Annotated in this window: 15 protein-coding genes; all 15 read left to right on the top strand. The window is 70.0% G+C overall.

The annotated features are described in order from the left end of the window. The first annotated feature begins 10 nt into the window (after positions 1 to 10). Positions 11 to 1,453, top strand: coding sequence for a phage portal protein family protein (locus B4915_RS08595; protein ID WP_105805386.1), 1,443 nt, complete (start codon positions 11 to 13; stop codon positions 1,451 to 1,453). After that, positions 1,450 to 2,655, top strand: coding sequence for a head maturation protease, ClpP-related (locus tag B4915_RS08590; RefSeq protein WP_105805385.1), 1,206 nt, complete (start codon positions 1,450 to 1,452; stop codon positions 2,653 to 2,655). The genes B4915_RS08595 and B4915_RS08590 overlap by 4 nt, the downstream gene beginning before the upstream one ends. Before the next feature lies 1 nt (position 2,656). Beyond that, complete coding sequence (locus B4915_RS08585) at positions 2,657 to 3,022, top strand: DUF2190 family protein (RefSeq protein ID WP_105805384.1); 366 nt, start codon at positions 2,657 to 2,659, stop codon at positions 3,020 to 3,022. An 11-nt stretch (positions 3,023 to 3,033) separates the two neighbouring features. Then, positions 3,034 to 3,948 (top strand): phage major capsid protein, encoded by a 915-nt coding sequence (locus tag B4915_RS08580; protein WP_181158508.1) that lies wholly within the window; start codon positions 3,034 to 3,036, stop codon positions 3,946 to 3,948. Then, on the top strand, positions 3,948 to 4,265 hold the full coding sequence (locus B4915_RS14670; protein WP_181158507.1) for a hypothetical protein: 318 nt from the start codon (positions 3,948 to 3,950) through the stop codon (positions 4,263 to 4,265). Before B4915_RS08580 ends, B4915_RS14670 begins: the two co-directional genes overlap by 1 nt. A gap of 20 nt (positions 4,266 to 4,285) precedes the next feature. After that, positions 4,286 to 4,642 (top strand): hypothetical protein, encoded by a 357-nt coding sequence (locus B4915_RS08570; RefSeq protein ID WP_105805383.1) that lies wholly within the window; start codon positions 4,286 to 4,288, stop codon positions 4,640 to 4,642. Positions 4,643 to 4,644: 2 nt separating this feature from the next. Continuing rightward, positions 4,645 to 5,055 (top strand): hypothetical protein, encoded by a 411-nt coding sequence (locus B4915_RS08565; protein WP_105805382.1) that lies wholly within the window; start codon positions 4,645 to 4,647, stop codon positions 5,053 to 5,055. Between the two features lie 17 nt (positions 5,056 to 5,072). After that, positions 5,073 to 5,363 (top strand): HK97 gp10 family phage protein, encoded by a 291-nt coding sequence (locus B4915_RS08560; protein ID WP_105805381.1) that lies wholly within the window; start codon positions 5,073 to 5,075, stop codon positions 5,361 to 5,363. Then, a complete protein-coding gene (locus B4915_RS08555) occupies positions 5,360 to 5,779 on the top strand; it encodes a hypothetical protein (protein ID WP_105805380.1) in 420 nt (139 codons plus the stop codon). The genes B4915_RS08560 and B4915_RS08555 overlap by 4 nt, the downstream gene beginning before the upstream one ends. Positions 5,780 to 5,845: 66 nt before the next feature. Then, positions 5,846 to 6,619, top strand: coding sequence for a hypothetical protein (locus B4915_RS08550; protein WP_105805379.1), 774 nt, complete (start codon positions 5,846 to 5,848; stop codon positions 6,617 to 6,619). A gap of 84 nt (positions 6,620 to 6,703) precedes the next feature. Beyond that, the gene (locus B4915_RS08545; protein ID WP_105805378.1) at positions 6,704 to 7,093 is read left to right on the top strand and encodes a hypothetical protein; all 390 of its coding nucleotides are present in this window, start codon (positions 6,704 to 6,706) and stop codon (positions 7,091 to 7,093) included. A gap of 65 nt (positions 7,094 to 7,158) precedes the next feature. After that, entirely contained in the window at positions 7,159 to 7,452 is a 294-nt protein-coding gene (locus B4915_RS08540; RefSeq protein ID WP_245907412.1) for a hypothetical protein, read from the top strand. 15 nt (positions 7,453 to 7,467) lie between these two features. Then, complete coding sequence (locus B4915_RS08535; protein WP_105805377.1) at positions 7,468 to 10,755, top strand: phage tail protein; 3,288 nt, start codon at positions 7,468 to 7,470, stop codon at positions 10,753 to 10,755. After that, positions 10,748 to 11,593 carry a phage tail family protein gene (locus tag B4915_RS08530; RefSeq protein ID WP_105805376.1) on the top strand — a complete coding sequence of 282 codons (846 nt, stop codon included), beginning with the start codon at positions 10,748 to 10,750 and terminating at the stop codon, positions 11,591 to 11,593. The genes B4915_RS08535 and B4915_RS08530 overlap by 8 nt, the downstream gene beginning before the upstream one ends. Continuing rightward, on the top strand, positions 11,593 to 12,456 hold the full coding sequence (locus tag B4915_RS08525) for a hypothetical protein (RefSeq protein ID WP_146120047.1): 864 nt from the start codon (positions 11,593 to 11,595) through the stop codon (positions 12,454 to 12,456). The genes B4915_RS08530 and B4915_RS08525 overlap by 1 nt, the downstream gene beginning before the upstream one ends. Positions 12,457 to 12,473 lie beyond the last annotated feature (17 nt).

The following is a 12,473-nucleotide window of genomic DNA, read 5'->3' as shown; positions in this document are numbered from 1 at the left end:
GGGGTCCGCCTTGGCTGAGATCGGATACCAGGCGGACGCCGGGGTTCTCGGATGGGGGAAGCTCACGGCGGAGACGCACGAGGAGAACCCGGACCTGCAGTGGCCGCATTCCATCGACGTGTTCGACCGGATGCGCCGCGCGGACCCGCAGGTGAAGTCGGTGCTGCGCGCCGTCACGCTCCCGATCATGCGCACAGAGTGGGTCATCGACGGCACGGGCTGCCGGCCTGAGGTCGTCGCCCACGTCGCTGGCGACCTCGGTCTTCCGGTGAAGGGCGAGCCGTTCGTCGCTCCGCTGCGGACGAAGGGCCGGTTCTCATTCAAGGAGTTCCTGCGGCTCGCGCTGCTCGAGCTGGTCTACGGACACAGCTTCTTCGAGCAGGTGTACGACCAGAGCTCGGGCGCGACGCATCTCGGGAAGCTCGCGTGGCGGCCGCCGCGGACGATCGCCGACGTCGAGGTGGCGAAGGACGGCGGCCTCGTCGCGATCAAGCAGCACGGCCGCGATGGGCGTGCCGAGGTCGAGATCCCGGTCGATCGTCTCGTCGCGTTCGTCAACGAGCGCGAGGGCGCGAACTGGATCGGTGAGTCGCTGCTGCGGTCGGCGTACAAGATGTGGATCCTCAAGGACCGCGTACTGCGGATCCAGGCTCTCGCCGCGGAGCGGAACGGACTCGGCCTGCCGGTGTTCACCGCGGCCGCTCCTCCCGAGGGCGCCTCCTACGAGGAGATCGTCGCCTGGGCGGATCAGGAGATCGCGCGCGGGCTGGACATCGCGAAGGGCGCGCGCGCGGGTGACGCCGCCGGCGCATCTCTCGCGCACGGCTCCACGCTGCAGTTCGTCGGCGTCACCGGGAAGATCCCTGACCTCGACAAGCCGATCCGGTACTACGACGAGCAGATAGCTCGCGCGGTCCTCGCGCACTTCCTGAACCTCGGCACCGAGACCGGGTCCTGGGCGCTGGGTTCGACGTTCGCGAACTTCTTCACGGACTCCCTGAACGCCGTCGCCCAGCACATCGCGGACGTGACCAACCAGCACGTCATCGAGGACCTCGTCGACCTGAACTGGGGAACCTCGGAGCCGGCGCCGCGCCTGGTGCCCGCCGCGATCGGCGAGCAGCAGCCGGTCACGGCCGAAGCGATCCGGGCCCTCATCGACTGCGGAGCGATCGAGGCCGACGAGCCGCTCGAGGCGTGGATCCGGGAACGCTTCGGCGCCCCCGTCAAGGCGGAGCCCGCCGTCGGCCGCGAAAAGGACTCGGACGCCGATGCCGCCGCGCGAGCACGCGCCGCGGCGGAGATCGCGCAGAAGGTGTACCTCGCGACCGACAAGGTCCCGCTGCGGCAGGACGAAGCACGCGAGCTCATCCGGCTCGCCGGCGCGGACCTGACAGGAGACGGTCCAGACGTGAGTCGGATCCCGAACAACGAGCCCGAGGAGGCCGCATGAACCCCTTCCGACACGCTGCCCGCGGAGACGTGCAGCGCACCCCGATCCGCGCCGAGGCGCCGACGTCGCGCTCCGACGGGACCGTCGCGACGCTCCGCCTCTACGACCCCATCGACAGCTGGGGCGAGTGGTGGGGCGTCTCCGCAAAGGAGTTCGCGCGCGTCCTCGACGAGCTCCCGGCGGAGACGACCGAGATCCGGCTCCTGATCAACTCCCCGGGCGGCGAGGTGATGGAGGGCATCGCGATCATGAACGCGCTCCGCGCCCACCCGGCGCGCGTCGTCGCGGTCGTCGAGGGCATCGCGGCTTCGTCGGCGTCGTTCATCGCCGCGGCGGCCGACGAGCTCGTGATGATGCAGAACACGCAACTCTACATCCACAACGCGTGGGGCGTCGTCATCGGCGATGCGGCGGATCTGCGGGCGGTCGCCGACGAGCTCGAGAACCACTTCGACCGGAACATCGCGTCGATCTATTCGGCGAAGTCGGGCGACCCGGTCGAGCACTGGCTCGCCGAGATGGACAAGGACCGGTTCCTCACCGCCGAGCAGGCGGTCGCGGAGAAGCTCGCCGACCGGATCGAGGGCGTCGGTGACGCCGAGGCCGCGAAGGCGAAGTTCGACCTGTCGGTGTTCGCGCGATCGGACGGCCGCCGCGCCGCCGCGCGCGCGGATGCCCCCAAGCCCCCGAGCTCGTCCGAGCCGGGTGACCCCAACCGAAAGGAGAACGTCGTGGCTTACGACGATCTGACGGCTGGCATTCGAGAGCGGCTCGGCGTGACCGATGCCGACGCCTCCGACGAGACGCTGCTCGCGGCGCTCGACGAGGCGCTCGAGGAGCGAGCCGAGACCCCGGCGGCGCCGTCCGCCGCCATCCCCGAGGGCGCCGTCGTGATGGACGCCGCCACCCTCGAGGAGCTGCGCCAGAACGCCGCGCTCGGCGCGCAGGCTCGCCGCGAGCAGGAGTCCGCCCGGCGCGACGCTATCGTCGCCGCGGCGCTCCGCGACGGCCGCATCGCGGCGTCGGCCCGCGACAGCTGGCGCGCGCAGCTCGACAAGGACGAGGAGGGCATCGCGGCGCTGCTCGAGTCCTTCCCCAAGAACGCCGTTCCGGTGCTGGAGGTCGGTCACTCCGACACCCTGACCAGCGCCGACGACGCCCTGTACGGCGCCGTGTACGGCTCGATCGAGAAGGGGGCCTGAGATGGCTGACTACCTGCCCAAGTTCAAGCCCGGCCAGTCGGTGACCTTCACCGCCTCGGCCGACGTCACCGGCGGGCGCCTCGTCGAGGTGACCGGCAACCGCTCGGTCGGGCCGGCGGGCGCCGACTCCGCGAGCGTGGTCGGCGTCGCGGGCTTCGACGCGAAGGCCGGCGAGCGGGTGACCGTGTTCACGCGCGCCGGCGGTGTGCAGCAGCTCACCGCGAGCGGTCCCATCGCGGCCGGCGACAAGGTCTCCTCGGCTGCGGCCGGGAAGGCGCAGACGCTCGGCACCACCGAGAACCCCATCGGCCTCGCCCTCGAGGCCGCGGCCGCCGACAACGACGTCATCGACGTCCTGTTCATCTGAGAGGAGATGACATGGCCTACACCTACCCCGTGAGCCACCCCTCGGGGACGCTCACCCCGGAGCAGCTGCACCTGTTCCTGTCCCGGCCGAACCTCATCGCGCGCCGCGTCGCGGACATCACGAAGATGCGGTTCATCGCCGACTACCTCCTCCAGGGGCGCTTCGACGCCACCGGCGGGGGCATCTTCTACGAGACCGGCGAGCCCGTCGACGCGGGCGCCGATCCCGAGTCCATCGCGCCGCTCGGCGAATTCCCGCTCGTCGTGCTCGACGAGGGCGAGGTCGTCTCGGCGAAGACCGACAAGTGGGGCCTGGACACGATCGTCTCCGACGAGAAGATCGCCCGTCAGGGACGCACCCCGGTCGACCGCGGCATCCTCCGAGTCAGCAACTCGATCGTGCGCTACGTCGATTCCGTCGCGATGGCCGTGATCGCGTCGCGCGTCTCGAGCACCTTCAACGCGGGCGCCTGGGACACGGCGGGCGCCGCGGTCGAGTCCCTCATCACGCTCCAGGCCCAGCGTGAGGAGCTCGGCCTCGGGCTCGAGCTCGACACGGTCGTGCTGCGTCCGGCGCAGTACGCGAAGGTCATCGGCATGCTGATCGACGACAAGGCGCTCCCCCGCGAGTCCGGCGCGACGGCGGTGCAGGGCAACCTCCCGGTGGACGCGCTCGGGCTCACCTGGGCGACCACGCCGCACTTCCAGGGCCCGAACCCTCTCCTGGTGGATCGGGACCAGCTGGGCGGCATGGCCGACGAGAAGCTCAACAGCCCGGGCTACGCCTCGGCCGGTGACTTCGGCGTCGAGGTCAAGAGCATCCGCGACGACGACACCGAGGGCTACAAGCTCCGCGGGCGCCGCGTCACGGTGCCGGTCGTGACTGAGCCCCTCGCGGGCGCGCAGCTCGTCGGGACGGGCCTCTGATGGCCGGCCAGAGCGCCGCCGAGAAGGCGGCCGAAGAGCAGGCGGCAGCCGAGAAGGCAGAGGCCGACAAGGCTGCCGAGGCCAAGGCTGCCGAGGAGAAGGCGGAGGCCGACAAGGCCGCGGCGAAGCCCTCGCAGGCGAAGCCCACCACTCCGAAGGCGCCGGCCCTTGTCGTGACCGCCCCGGTCGCGGTCCTCCCGCTCGCCGCTGGTGGGGAGCGGTACGTCTACCGCGGGACTCCCGTCGGCGACGAGTTCACCAAGGAGGGCGTCAAGCACGCCCAGGCTGTCGGCCTCGTCGGCAAGCCGAAGAAGTAAGAGATACAGGGGGCGTTGACGTGATCACGCACGACATGGTCGGCACCGAAGAAGACCTCGCACGCGAGGTGCTCATCGTCGCTCGCGGCATCGCCCCCTGCATCTCCTCGTTCGCTGACGGCAGCGAGGAGCAGAAGGACGCGCTCGCGATCCTGCGCCGCGTCTACAAGGACATCACCGCGCGCGGGCTGCGGTTCGTGAAGTCGCAGCGGATCGGATCGTCAGCCGTCGACTACGGCGCGATCACGTCCGCCTTCGACGGCGACCCGACCCGCGCGCTGCGCGCGCTCTGCTCGAGCTCGAACGGCCAAGGGCTGTCGGTCGGCAGCTTCCCGAAGGAGCGGCCGGTGTCGCGGATCTGGCCGGAGAGGTACTGAGCATGGAGTTCCCGTACGGCAGCACCGTCTACCGCCTCCGCGCCGGCCTCGTCGACGACGAATACTCCGGCGGCCAGGTGGCCGGTGACTGGGATCGCGCCGACGTCCTCACGATCCCGGGCGCGTTCGTCGCGCAGACCTCGACGTCGATGCTCGCCGACGCGACCCGCGAGCAGGCGCTCGAGGCGAAGTCGCTCTACTGCGAGGGCGAGTTCGACGTCCAGAAGGGCGACCGGGTGTTCACCGGCACCTTCGACCCGCCACTGCCCGAGGGCGTGCGGAGTATCCCGGCCGGCACGGAGCTGCTCGGCGAGGTCTATTCGATCGACGGGATCCCGCCTGCCGCGGACACGAACCCGTTCACGGGGTGGACGCCGCCCCGTGAGATCCCGCTGACCCGCGCGGTCGGCTGACCGGAGAGGACCGCATCATGGCACGCAGCGGCGACACCGAGATCGAGTTCAACCCGCGATTCTTCGAGACCGCGATGCGGCAGCCGAAGGTGCAGCGTGTCACCGACGCCGCCGGGCAGCGCGCGCTCGCGAAGGCGAAGGCTGGCGCGCCGGTCGACACCGGCGCCTATCGCGACAGCTTGCACATCGAGCACCACGAGTCCCGGTACCGGCGCACGACGCGCGTCGTCTCCGATGACCCGAAGGCGCTGCTCGTGGAGTCGAAGACCGGGAACCTGGCGCGGAGCGTGAAGGGCGCGAAGCAATGAGGGTCACGCCCCCGGACCTCGAGCTTTGGATGACGGGCTACGTCCGCCGGGAGGCGGCGGCCGCGCGGATCCCTGTCGAGGTCGGCAACAAGGAGCCCACCGACCTCGAGCTCCCGCTGCGCCGCCCGCTGATCGTCATCCGTGACGACTCCGGGACCCGGCTCGACTGGACCACGTTTGACCGTTCGCTTGGCGCGTCGGTCCTCGCCGGCACCCGCACGAACGACAAGCCTGCGAACGACATCGCCCGCTGGCTCGCGGGCCTCATGTTTGACGACGCGCTCCCCCTCGTCCACGGATCGCCGATCGCGTCCGTCGAGTGGGGCGGCTGCAACGGCCCCTATGCCGTCCCCGAGAACCTCGATGTGGCGCGGCGTTATCTGACGGCGCAGTACGTCGTTGCCGGCTCCTGGTGAGCCACCCCCACCACCACCGAAGCCCCGCAGGTCGCGGGGCTTCCGCATTTGCGAAGGAGTACACCCATGGCTGCTGATGAGCAGGGAAACGACCTCGGGGCCGTCGCCGTCCCGATTACCGGCATGGCGGCGTACGCGCCGCTGAGCCCCGAGAACAAGATCACCGAGGCCGAGCTCGCCGCGTCGCCGCTCGTCCTCCCCGCCGCGTTCAAGAAGCTCGGCCTGTACAAGCAGGATGGCGGCCCGACGCCGACCCGCGAGACCGGTGACCCGATCGAGTTCTTCCAGATCGGCTACAAGCTCTCCGGCGAGGGCACGCGCGGACTCACCATCGGACTCGCGGAGAACAACCCGACCGTGGTCGCCCTGATCGAGGGCGTCGAGCCCGATGAGCACGGCGTCTACAAGGTGTCCTCGACGCTGCCCGACAACCGGTTCATCCTCTTCTCGTCGCTGCGCTACCGCGGCGGCCTCGAGGAGCGCCAGGTCGGCGTCGCGTCGATCACCGCCGTCGAGCCCGACCAGGCCGAGCGCGGCTCTGTGAAGGGCGCCGCGGTGACCTTCACCTGGCAGGAGCACGACCTCTTCGACGGGTCGCCGTTCTGGCAGTGGGGCCCCGCGGTCCCCGGCGGCGCGGTCACCGTGACCGGCGTCACCGCCGGCACGCCGGGCACGTTCTCGCCGGCGGGCGCCACCCCGCCGTCGAGCATCGCCGACCTGCGCGCGCTCGGATCGCTCGGCCAGACGACCGCCTGGGCCACGGGCCAGTACGTCGAGTACGGCTCCGGCCCGAAGGCGCACTGGAACGGCACCGACTGGGCGACCGGCGAAGCCGCGTAGCCCCCGAGACGGCTGGCCGGGGTGTTATCGGGTCGCCCCGGCCGGCCTCACACCCGAACCCGAGAATCCCGAAGGAGGGCCACCGTGGCCGCAACCAAGAGCAAGAAGGCCGATACGGCCGCCGACGTCGTCGAGTACGACTTCGACAGCTGGTCGGAGGAGGCTGAGGAGAAGGCGATCGCCAGCCTCGCCCCCGTCGTCCAGCACATCATCGTCGGGAAGGACTTCATCGGCCGTTTCGAGGACGGCACGATCGTGAAGCTCCCGCTGTCGATCACCCTCGACGAGATCGACGAGCTCACCGAGAAGACCGGCAACCCGGTCGATCAGGTGAAGGTGCTGCTCGAGCAGATCGGCGGGAAGGACGCCGTGCGCGAGTTCACCCGTCACAACATGACCGAGACGATCGCCATGGCGGAGCGATTCTTCAAGGTGTTCGCCCGCATCGCCGGGGCCTCCGTCCCGGAATCCTGAGCGTCGTCCGGTTCATCCGAGAGCGCCGCGCCGTCGTCGCGCGCACCCTGCGCGAGCGGTTCGGCGTGGGGCTCTCGGACCTGGGCGGCGCCGTCACGTGGGGCGAGGCCCGCGACCTCATCGAGGCCGCAGCATCCGACCCTTCGACCGCGCTCGGCGCGGAGCTCGCCGGCTGGGCCTACTCGGCATCCACTCTCGAGCTCCTGTCGCTGATCGCGCAGGTCGGGGATCCGAAGGCGTCGAAGCGGCTCATGCCGTGGGCGCTCGAGACCCCGCGCCGGAAGAAGTCGGACGCATCGGCGGAAGAGATCGCCGAGGCGACAGCAGCACTCGAGAGCGGGATCGTGTTCTCGTCCTGACCTGAAGGGGGTGCCATGTCGTCCGAGGTCGGCTCCGCCCACATCAGCATCTTCCCGGTGATGACGGGCTTCAAGTCCCGGGTCACGAAGGGCACGAAGGACGCGGGCGCCGCCGGCGCGAAGTCGTTCGAGGGCGGTTTCAAGGGCGCCGGCGCGAAGGCCGGCCGACAGATCGGCCGCGACCTGAAGGCGTCGATGTCGTCGGCAGCGAAGGGCCTCGGCGCGGCCGAGGTGAAGGGCCTGAACCGGCAGGTCTCGGCGGCCTCGGCCGCGCTCTCGCGGGCTCGGCTGAAGCAGCAGGACGAGGCGGGGCGTGTGCGCGTCGCCGAGGTGAAGCTGCAGGAAGCGATCGCCCGCTCCGGCGCCGGGTCCTCTCAGGCTGTCGCCGCGGAGGAGCGCCTCGCGGCAGCGCGCCGCAACCACGCGGCCGCGACCGAGGGCGTCGCCGCCGCCTCCTCGCGTCTGCAGGGCGCACAGGCCGCGCTCGCTGCGGCATCGGCCGCGACCGCCGTCGCCGCCGACCGCGGCAGCAACGGCCTCGCCGGGTTCTTCACGAACCTCCGCGCCGGCTACGCCGACGCGCGCGCCGGCAAGTCCGCGTTCACCGGGATCGCGGGATCCATCGGCGGGGTCGCGAAAGAGATGACGGTCCTCGCCCGGAACACGAAGCTCGGGAACTGGGCGTCGCTGCAGGCGCAGGCCGTGTCGAAGTCGTTCGGCTCGCTCGCGTCGATGGTCGGGGGCGGGCTCGCGAGGAGCCTGACCTCCGTCCGCACGCAGCTGTCCTCGCTGGGCTCCTACGTCGGCAGCGCGTTCGCTCCGATGGCGCAGTACGTCGCTGCCGCGGGCACCCTGCTCGCGTCGCCGTTTGTGCGCCTCGGCCAGCGCGTCTCGACGTGGCTGTCCCCGGTGTCGACGCAAGTCGGGGCCCTGTTCTCGAAGCTCGGCACCGCCGGCGCAGCGGCAGCGGGCCGCCTCGGGTCGACGTTCGCCACCGGCCTCGGCCGGCTCGGCTCTGCGACGGCCAGCGCCTTCCAGTCGGTCGTCTCCGCCGCGTCGCGCGCGGGCTCCGCTGCCGGCCAGGCGCTCGCCTCCGGCATCCAGAACGCAGCGACCGCGGGAGTCGCGGCCGCAGGCGCGGCGATCGGTGTCTCTCTCGGCGCGGGCCTCTCGCGTCTGACCTCGATCGACACGGCGCGCGCGAAGCTCACGGGTCTCGGCCATGACGGTCAGGCCGTCGCCTCGATCATGAACGACGCGACTGCGTCGGTGAAGGGCACGGCGTTCGGCCTCGGCGAAGCCGCGACCGTGGCCGCGTCAGCGGTGGCTGCCGGCATCGGACCCGGCGAGGCCCTGCAAGGGCACCTGAAGCGGATCGCGAACAACGCCTCCGCGGCAGGCATGTCCATGGAGGAGATGGGCGGCATCTTCAACCGTGCCGCCACGCAGGCGAACGGCGTCCAGAACGACGTCATCTCGCAGCTCGCCGACCGCGGCATCCCGATCTACCAGGCGCTCGCCGACCAGATGGGCGTCACCGCGGGCGAGGTCTTCAAGATGGCCTCCGAGGGCAAGGTCGACTTCGAGACCTTCTCGGCCGCCGCGGAGGCTGCCGCCGGCACCGTCGCGGACGAGATCGGCAAGACCGTCCCCGGCGCGTGGAAGAACATGCTCGCGTCCCTCGGACGTTCGGGCGCCGGGATTTTCGGCGGCATCAACAAGGACACGGGCGAGATGTACGGGCTGTTCGCCCGGATCGCTCCCCTCCTGCAAGCGATTACCGCCGCGATGGCTCCGCTCGAGGAGCGGGCCGCCGCGTTCGGGGAGAAGCTCGACGCCGTCGTGGGCCCCGGCATCCAGCGGGTCACCGACTTCCTCACCAAGCTGAGCGAGGGCGGCGGGATCGCGGGGACCGCTCTTGAGGGGCTATCCGGCATCATCGGTCCCCTCGCGGGAGCGATGACCGCGCTCGGCGCCGGCGGGCTCGCCTCGGTCCTGGCGCGGCTCGGGCCGCTGGGGGCGCTGCTTCCTGGTTTCGGCGGGGCGCTCGCGGCGCTGGCATCCCCGCTTGGGATCGTGGCCGCGGCGTTCGCCGGGTTCGCACTCTCGGGCGGTGACCTGTCCGGGCTGGTGTCCAGCATCACGGGAATCCTCAACCAGGTCGTCGCCGCGCTCCCCGGGATCGTCTCTCAGGTCGCGGCGTTCGTGCCGCAGCTGGTGGAGTCGATCCTCGCGCAGCTGCCCGCGTTCCTGCAGGCGGCGACGTCGATCGTGACGGCGCTCGTGCAGGGTCTGGTGGCCGCGATCCCTGTGCTCATCGAGGGCGGGGTCGCACTCCTCCAGGGGCTGATCAGCGCGATCGTCACGAACCTGCCGATGATCATCGAGGGCGCGCTGCAGCTGATGTCCGGGCTGCTGACGGCGATCGTCTCCGCGCTCCCGATGATCATCGAGGGCGGGATCCAGCTCCTGATGGCGCTGGTGCAGGGCCTGATCACGGCGCTGCCGACGCTGCTGCAGGCGGCCCTCGACCTGGTCATGGGTCTGCTCTCGGCGATCATCGAGAACCTCCCGATGATCATCCAGGCCGGCATCGACCTGCTGCTGTCCCTGGTGAAGGGCCTGATCCAGGCTTTGCCGCAGCTCATCACCGCGGCGATCAATCTCATCATCCAGCTCGTCACCGGGCTGCTGACGATGCTGCCCGAACTCATCAAGGCAGGTATCGAGCTGATCGTCGCACTGATCAAGGGACTGGTCGGCGCGATCCCGCAGATCATCGAGATGCTCCCGCAGATCGTCTCGGCGATCTGGGACGGGCTGATGGGGGTCGACTGGCTCGACCTTGGCGTGCAGATCGTGATGGGGATCATCAACGGACTCGGTTCGATGGCCGGCGCCTTGGTCGACGCGATTGTCGATCTCGCAGGCTCCGCGTTCCAGGGGTTCAAGGACTTCTTCGGGATCAAGTCGCCAGCCAGGCGGATGATCCAGCCGGGCCGCGACGTTGTGCGCGGCGCCGTCGCCGGAGTGGACCGCGAAGCCCCGGAGCTCGGCGATTCCCTGGTGGAGATGGCTCAGAGCGCGGCGAAGCGTGCCCAGGACGCTATGGAGACCGTCACCGCGACCGTCACTGCATCGTCCGACATCGGCGGCCGCGCGCCGGGCGATGGCCCAACACCCGAGGGTGCCGGGTCGGCCCGCACCGTGAATGTGAACACCGAGGTCAAGATGTACGACCGCGATCCCCGGATCGTCGGCAAGCAGATTGGCCGTGGCGTCGAGGAGGTAATCGTTGGATGAGGAAATCATCTGGGTTGACCTCCTCGGCGTCACCCTCGCCGGTGCGAAAGAACCCGACGCCGGTCTGATCTGGTCGAACCTCGAAGGCTGGTGGGGCCTCCCGGACGTACGCGGCACGGCCGACAGCATCCCGGGAGGCCACGGCCGATTCCCGCGCTCCAAAGTCCTCCGCGACTCCCGCGTGATCACCCTCACAGGCCACATCTACACCGGCAGCAATGCCGAACTCCACGCCGTACGCGACCGCCTCGAGGCCGCGCTCGCCGCCGGCGCCGGTCCGATGCGCGTGTCTACAGTCGGGGGTATCTGGGAGCGGTGGGTGGAGATCGACACGCTCAAGATCGACCCCGACCGGGGACGGAAGTGGACGCGGTTCATCGTCGACATGGTTGCACCTGATCCGCGTCGCTACGGTCCGCAGCAGCGCCTGGGTCCGGTCGGATTACCCGTCATCGAGGGGGGTCTGCGACTTCCCAAGCGCACTCCGTGGAACACGGGTCGAACCTCGGAAGCGGCTCGGCTGCTCGTCCCGAACCCGGGCGCGATAGCCCTGAATCCCGTGATCACGGTGTCAGGTGGTTTCGACGCGGTCACGGTGCGCGACATCACCGATGGCAGACGGCTCCGCTTGGAATGGCCGATCCCCGATGGGGAGTTCGTCACGCTTGACTCCCGCATCCGCCGAGCCCAGATGGGTGCGGCGGAGTTGACGCGTTGGATGACGGCGAGGCAGTGGTTTGCGATCCCCGCGGGGGAAACGCACGAATTCCGGTTCGACGTGGAGGGGCGCGCTGGCGACCCGAAGATGTGGGCCGACTACAGGATTGGAGCAATGTGATGCCGATTCCCGGGTTTCTCTCGGACGACTACGACTGGCAGGGTGCGGAAGTTGGGGCGGCACTTGCGGGCCTCGTCGTTCGAGATGCTGTCGGGGTTCCGCTGGCAGGGGTGATGCCCTCGCGCGCGGATCTTGTGCGCGGCCGCTCCGACTGGTACTACGACGTTTCCCCTTTCGTTGCGGTGCGTGTGGAAGGAAGGACCGTCCTCATCGGTCCCTCACCGGAACTCGAGTCGGTGGCGACCTCGCCGGCTCCGTCTTCGAACGCTCGCATCGACATCATTTACTCACGTCCGGCTGATGTTGGCGCTGGCGAGACGGTCGAAGCTGTGTTCGTCGCGCAAGGGCTCGCGAGTTCGGTCCCACAGCCTCCCGCGCTTCCCTCCGGTGCGGTTGAACTGGCGCGCTTCCGGGTTTCCGCAGGGAACACGAGCACGAGTGCAGCGGTCGGCACTCAAACGTTCCAGACGACCGTGTGCGCTGGAGGCGTCCTCCCGTTTCGCACGGCCGCACAGCGGGACGCCTTCCTTGCCACCCCGGGGCAGCTTGCGATGGTCGCGGATGTGCTCTGGCAGCGCACCGCGACGGCATGGAAGCGCGTCGCCCCGGACCAGACCATCACCTACCGGCGCGAGCTCGCAGTGCGTTCCGTGCCTGCCAACTCGACAATCTCTGAGCCCGTCGCGTTCCCGGCCGGCACGTTCTCTTCGGCTCCGGTGATTGCGATCGCATCCCCGCGCAGCGGAAGTCGTGGAGCGCACGCGACCGTGAACAACCTCACGGCCAGTAGCTGCACCGTGCACCTGCACAACGACACGTCCTCGGCGGTCAACATGGGCGTTTACCTGTTCGTCTCGATGTAACACGAAGGAGGGTGTCG

This window comes from Leucobacter massiliensis, assembly GCF_002982315.1.
GTDB lineage: Bacteria > Actinomycetota > Actinomycetes > Actinomycetales > Microbacteriaceae > Leucobacter > Leucobacter massiliensis.
This window is presented reverse-complemented; position numbering and strand designations above follow the sequence as displayed.

Coding starts and splice junctions, on each gene's coding strand:
- B4915_RS08590 (WP_105805385.1), top strand. CDS start 1,450: ATGAACCCCTTCCGACACGCTGCCCGCGGAGACGTGCAGCGCACCCCG.
- B4915_RS08585 (WP_105805384.1), top strand. CDS start 2,657: ATGGCTGACTACCTGCCCAAGTTCAAGCCCGGCCAGTCGGTGACCTTC.
- B4915_RS08580 (WP_181158508.1), top strand. CDS start 3,034: ATGGCCTACACCTACCCCGTGAGCCACCCCTCGGGGACGCTCACCCCG.
- B4915_RS14670 (WP_181158507.1), top strand. CDS start 3,948: ATGGCCGGCCAGAGCGCCGCCGAGAAGGCGGCCGAAGAGCAGGCGGCA.
- B4915_RS08565 (WP_105805382.1), top strand. CDS start 4,645: ATGGAGTTCCCGTACGGCAGCACCGTCTACCGCCTCCGCGCCGGCCTC.
- B4915_RS08560 (WP_105805381.1), top strand. CDS start 5,073: ATGGCACGCAGCGGCGACACCGAGATCGAGTTCAACCCGCGATTCTTC.
- B4915_RS08555 (WP_105805380.1), top strand. CDS start 5,360: ATGAGGGTCACGCCCCCGGACCTCGAGCTTTGGATGACGGGCTACGTC.
- B4915_RS08550 (WP_105805379.1), top strand. CDS start 5,846: ATGGCTGCTGATGAGCAGGGAAACGACCTCGGGGCCGTCGCCGTCCCG.
- B4915_RS08535 (WP_105805377.1), top strand. CDS start 7,468: ATGTCGTCCGAGGTCGGCTCCGCCCACATCAGCATCTTCCCGGTGATG.
- B4915_RS08525 (WP_146120047.1), top strand. CDS start 11,593: ATGCCGATTCCCGGGTTTCTCTCGGACGACTACGACTGGCAGGGTGCG.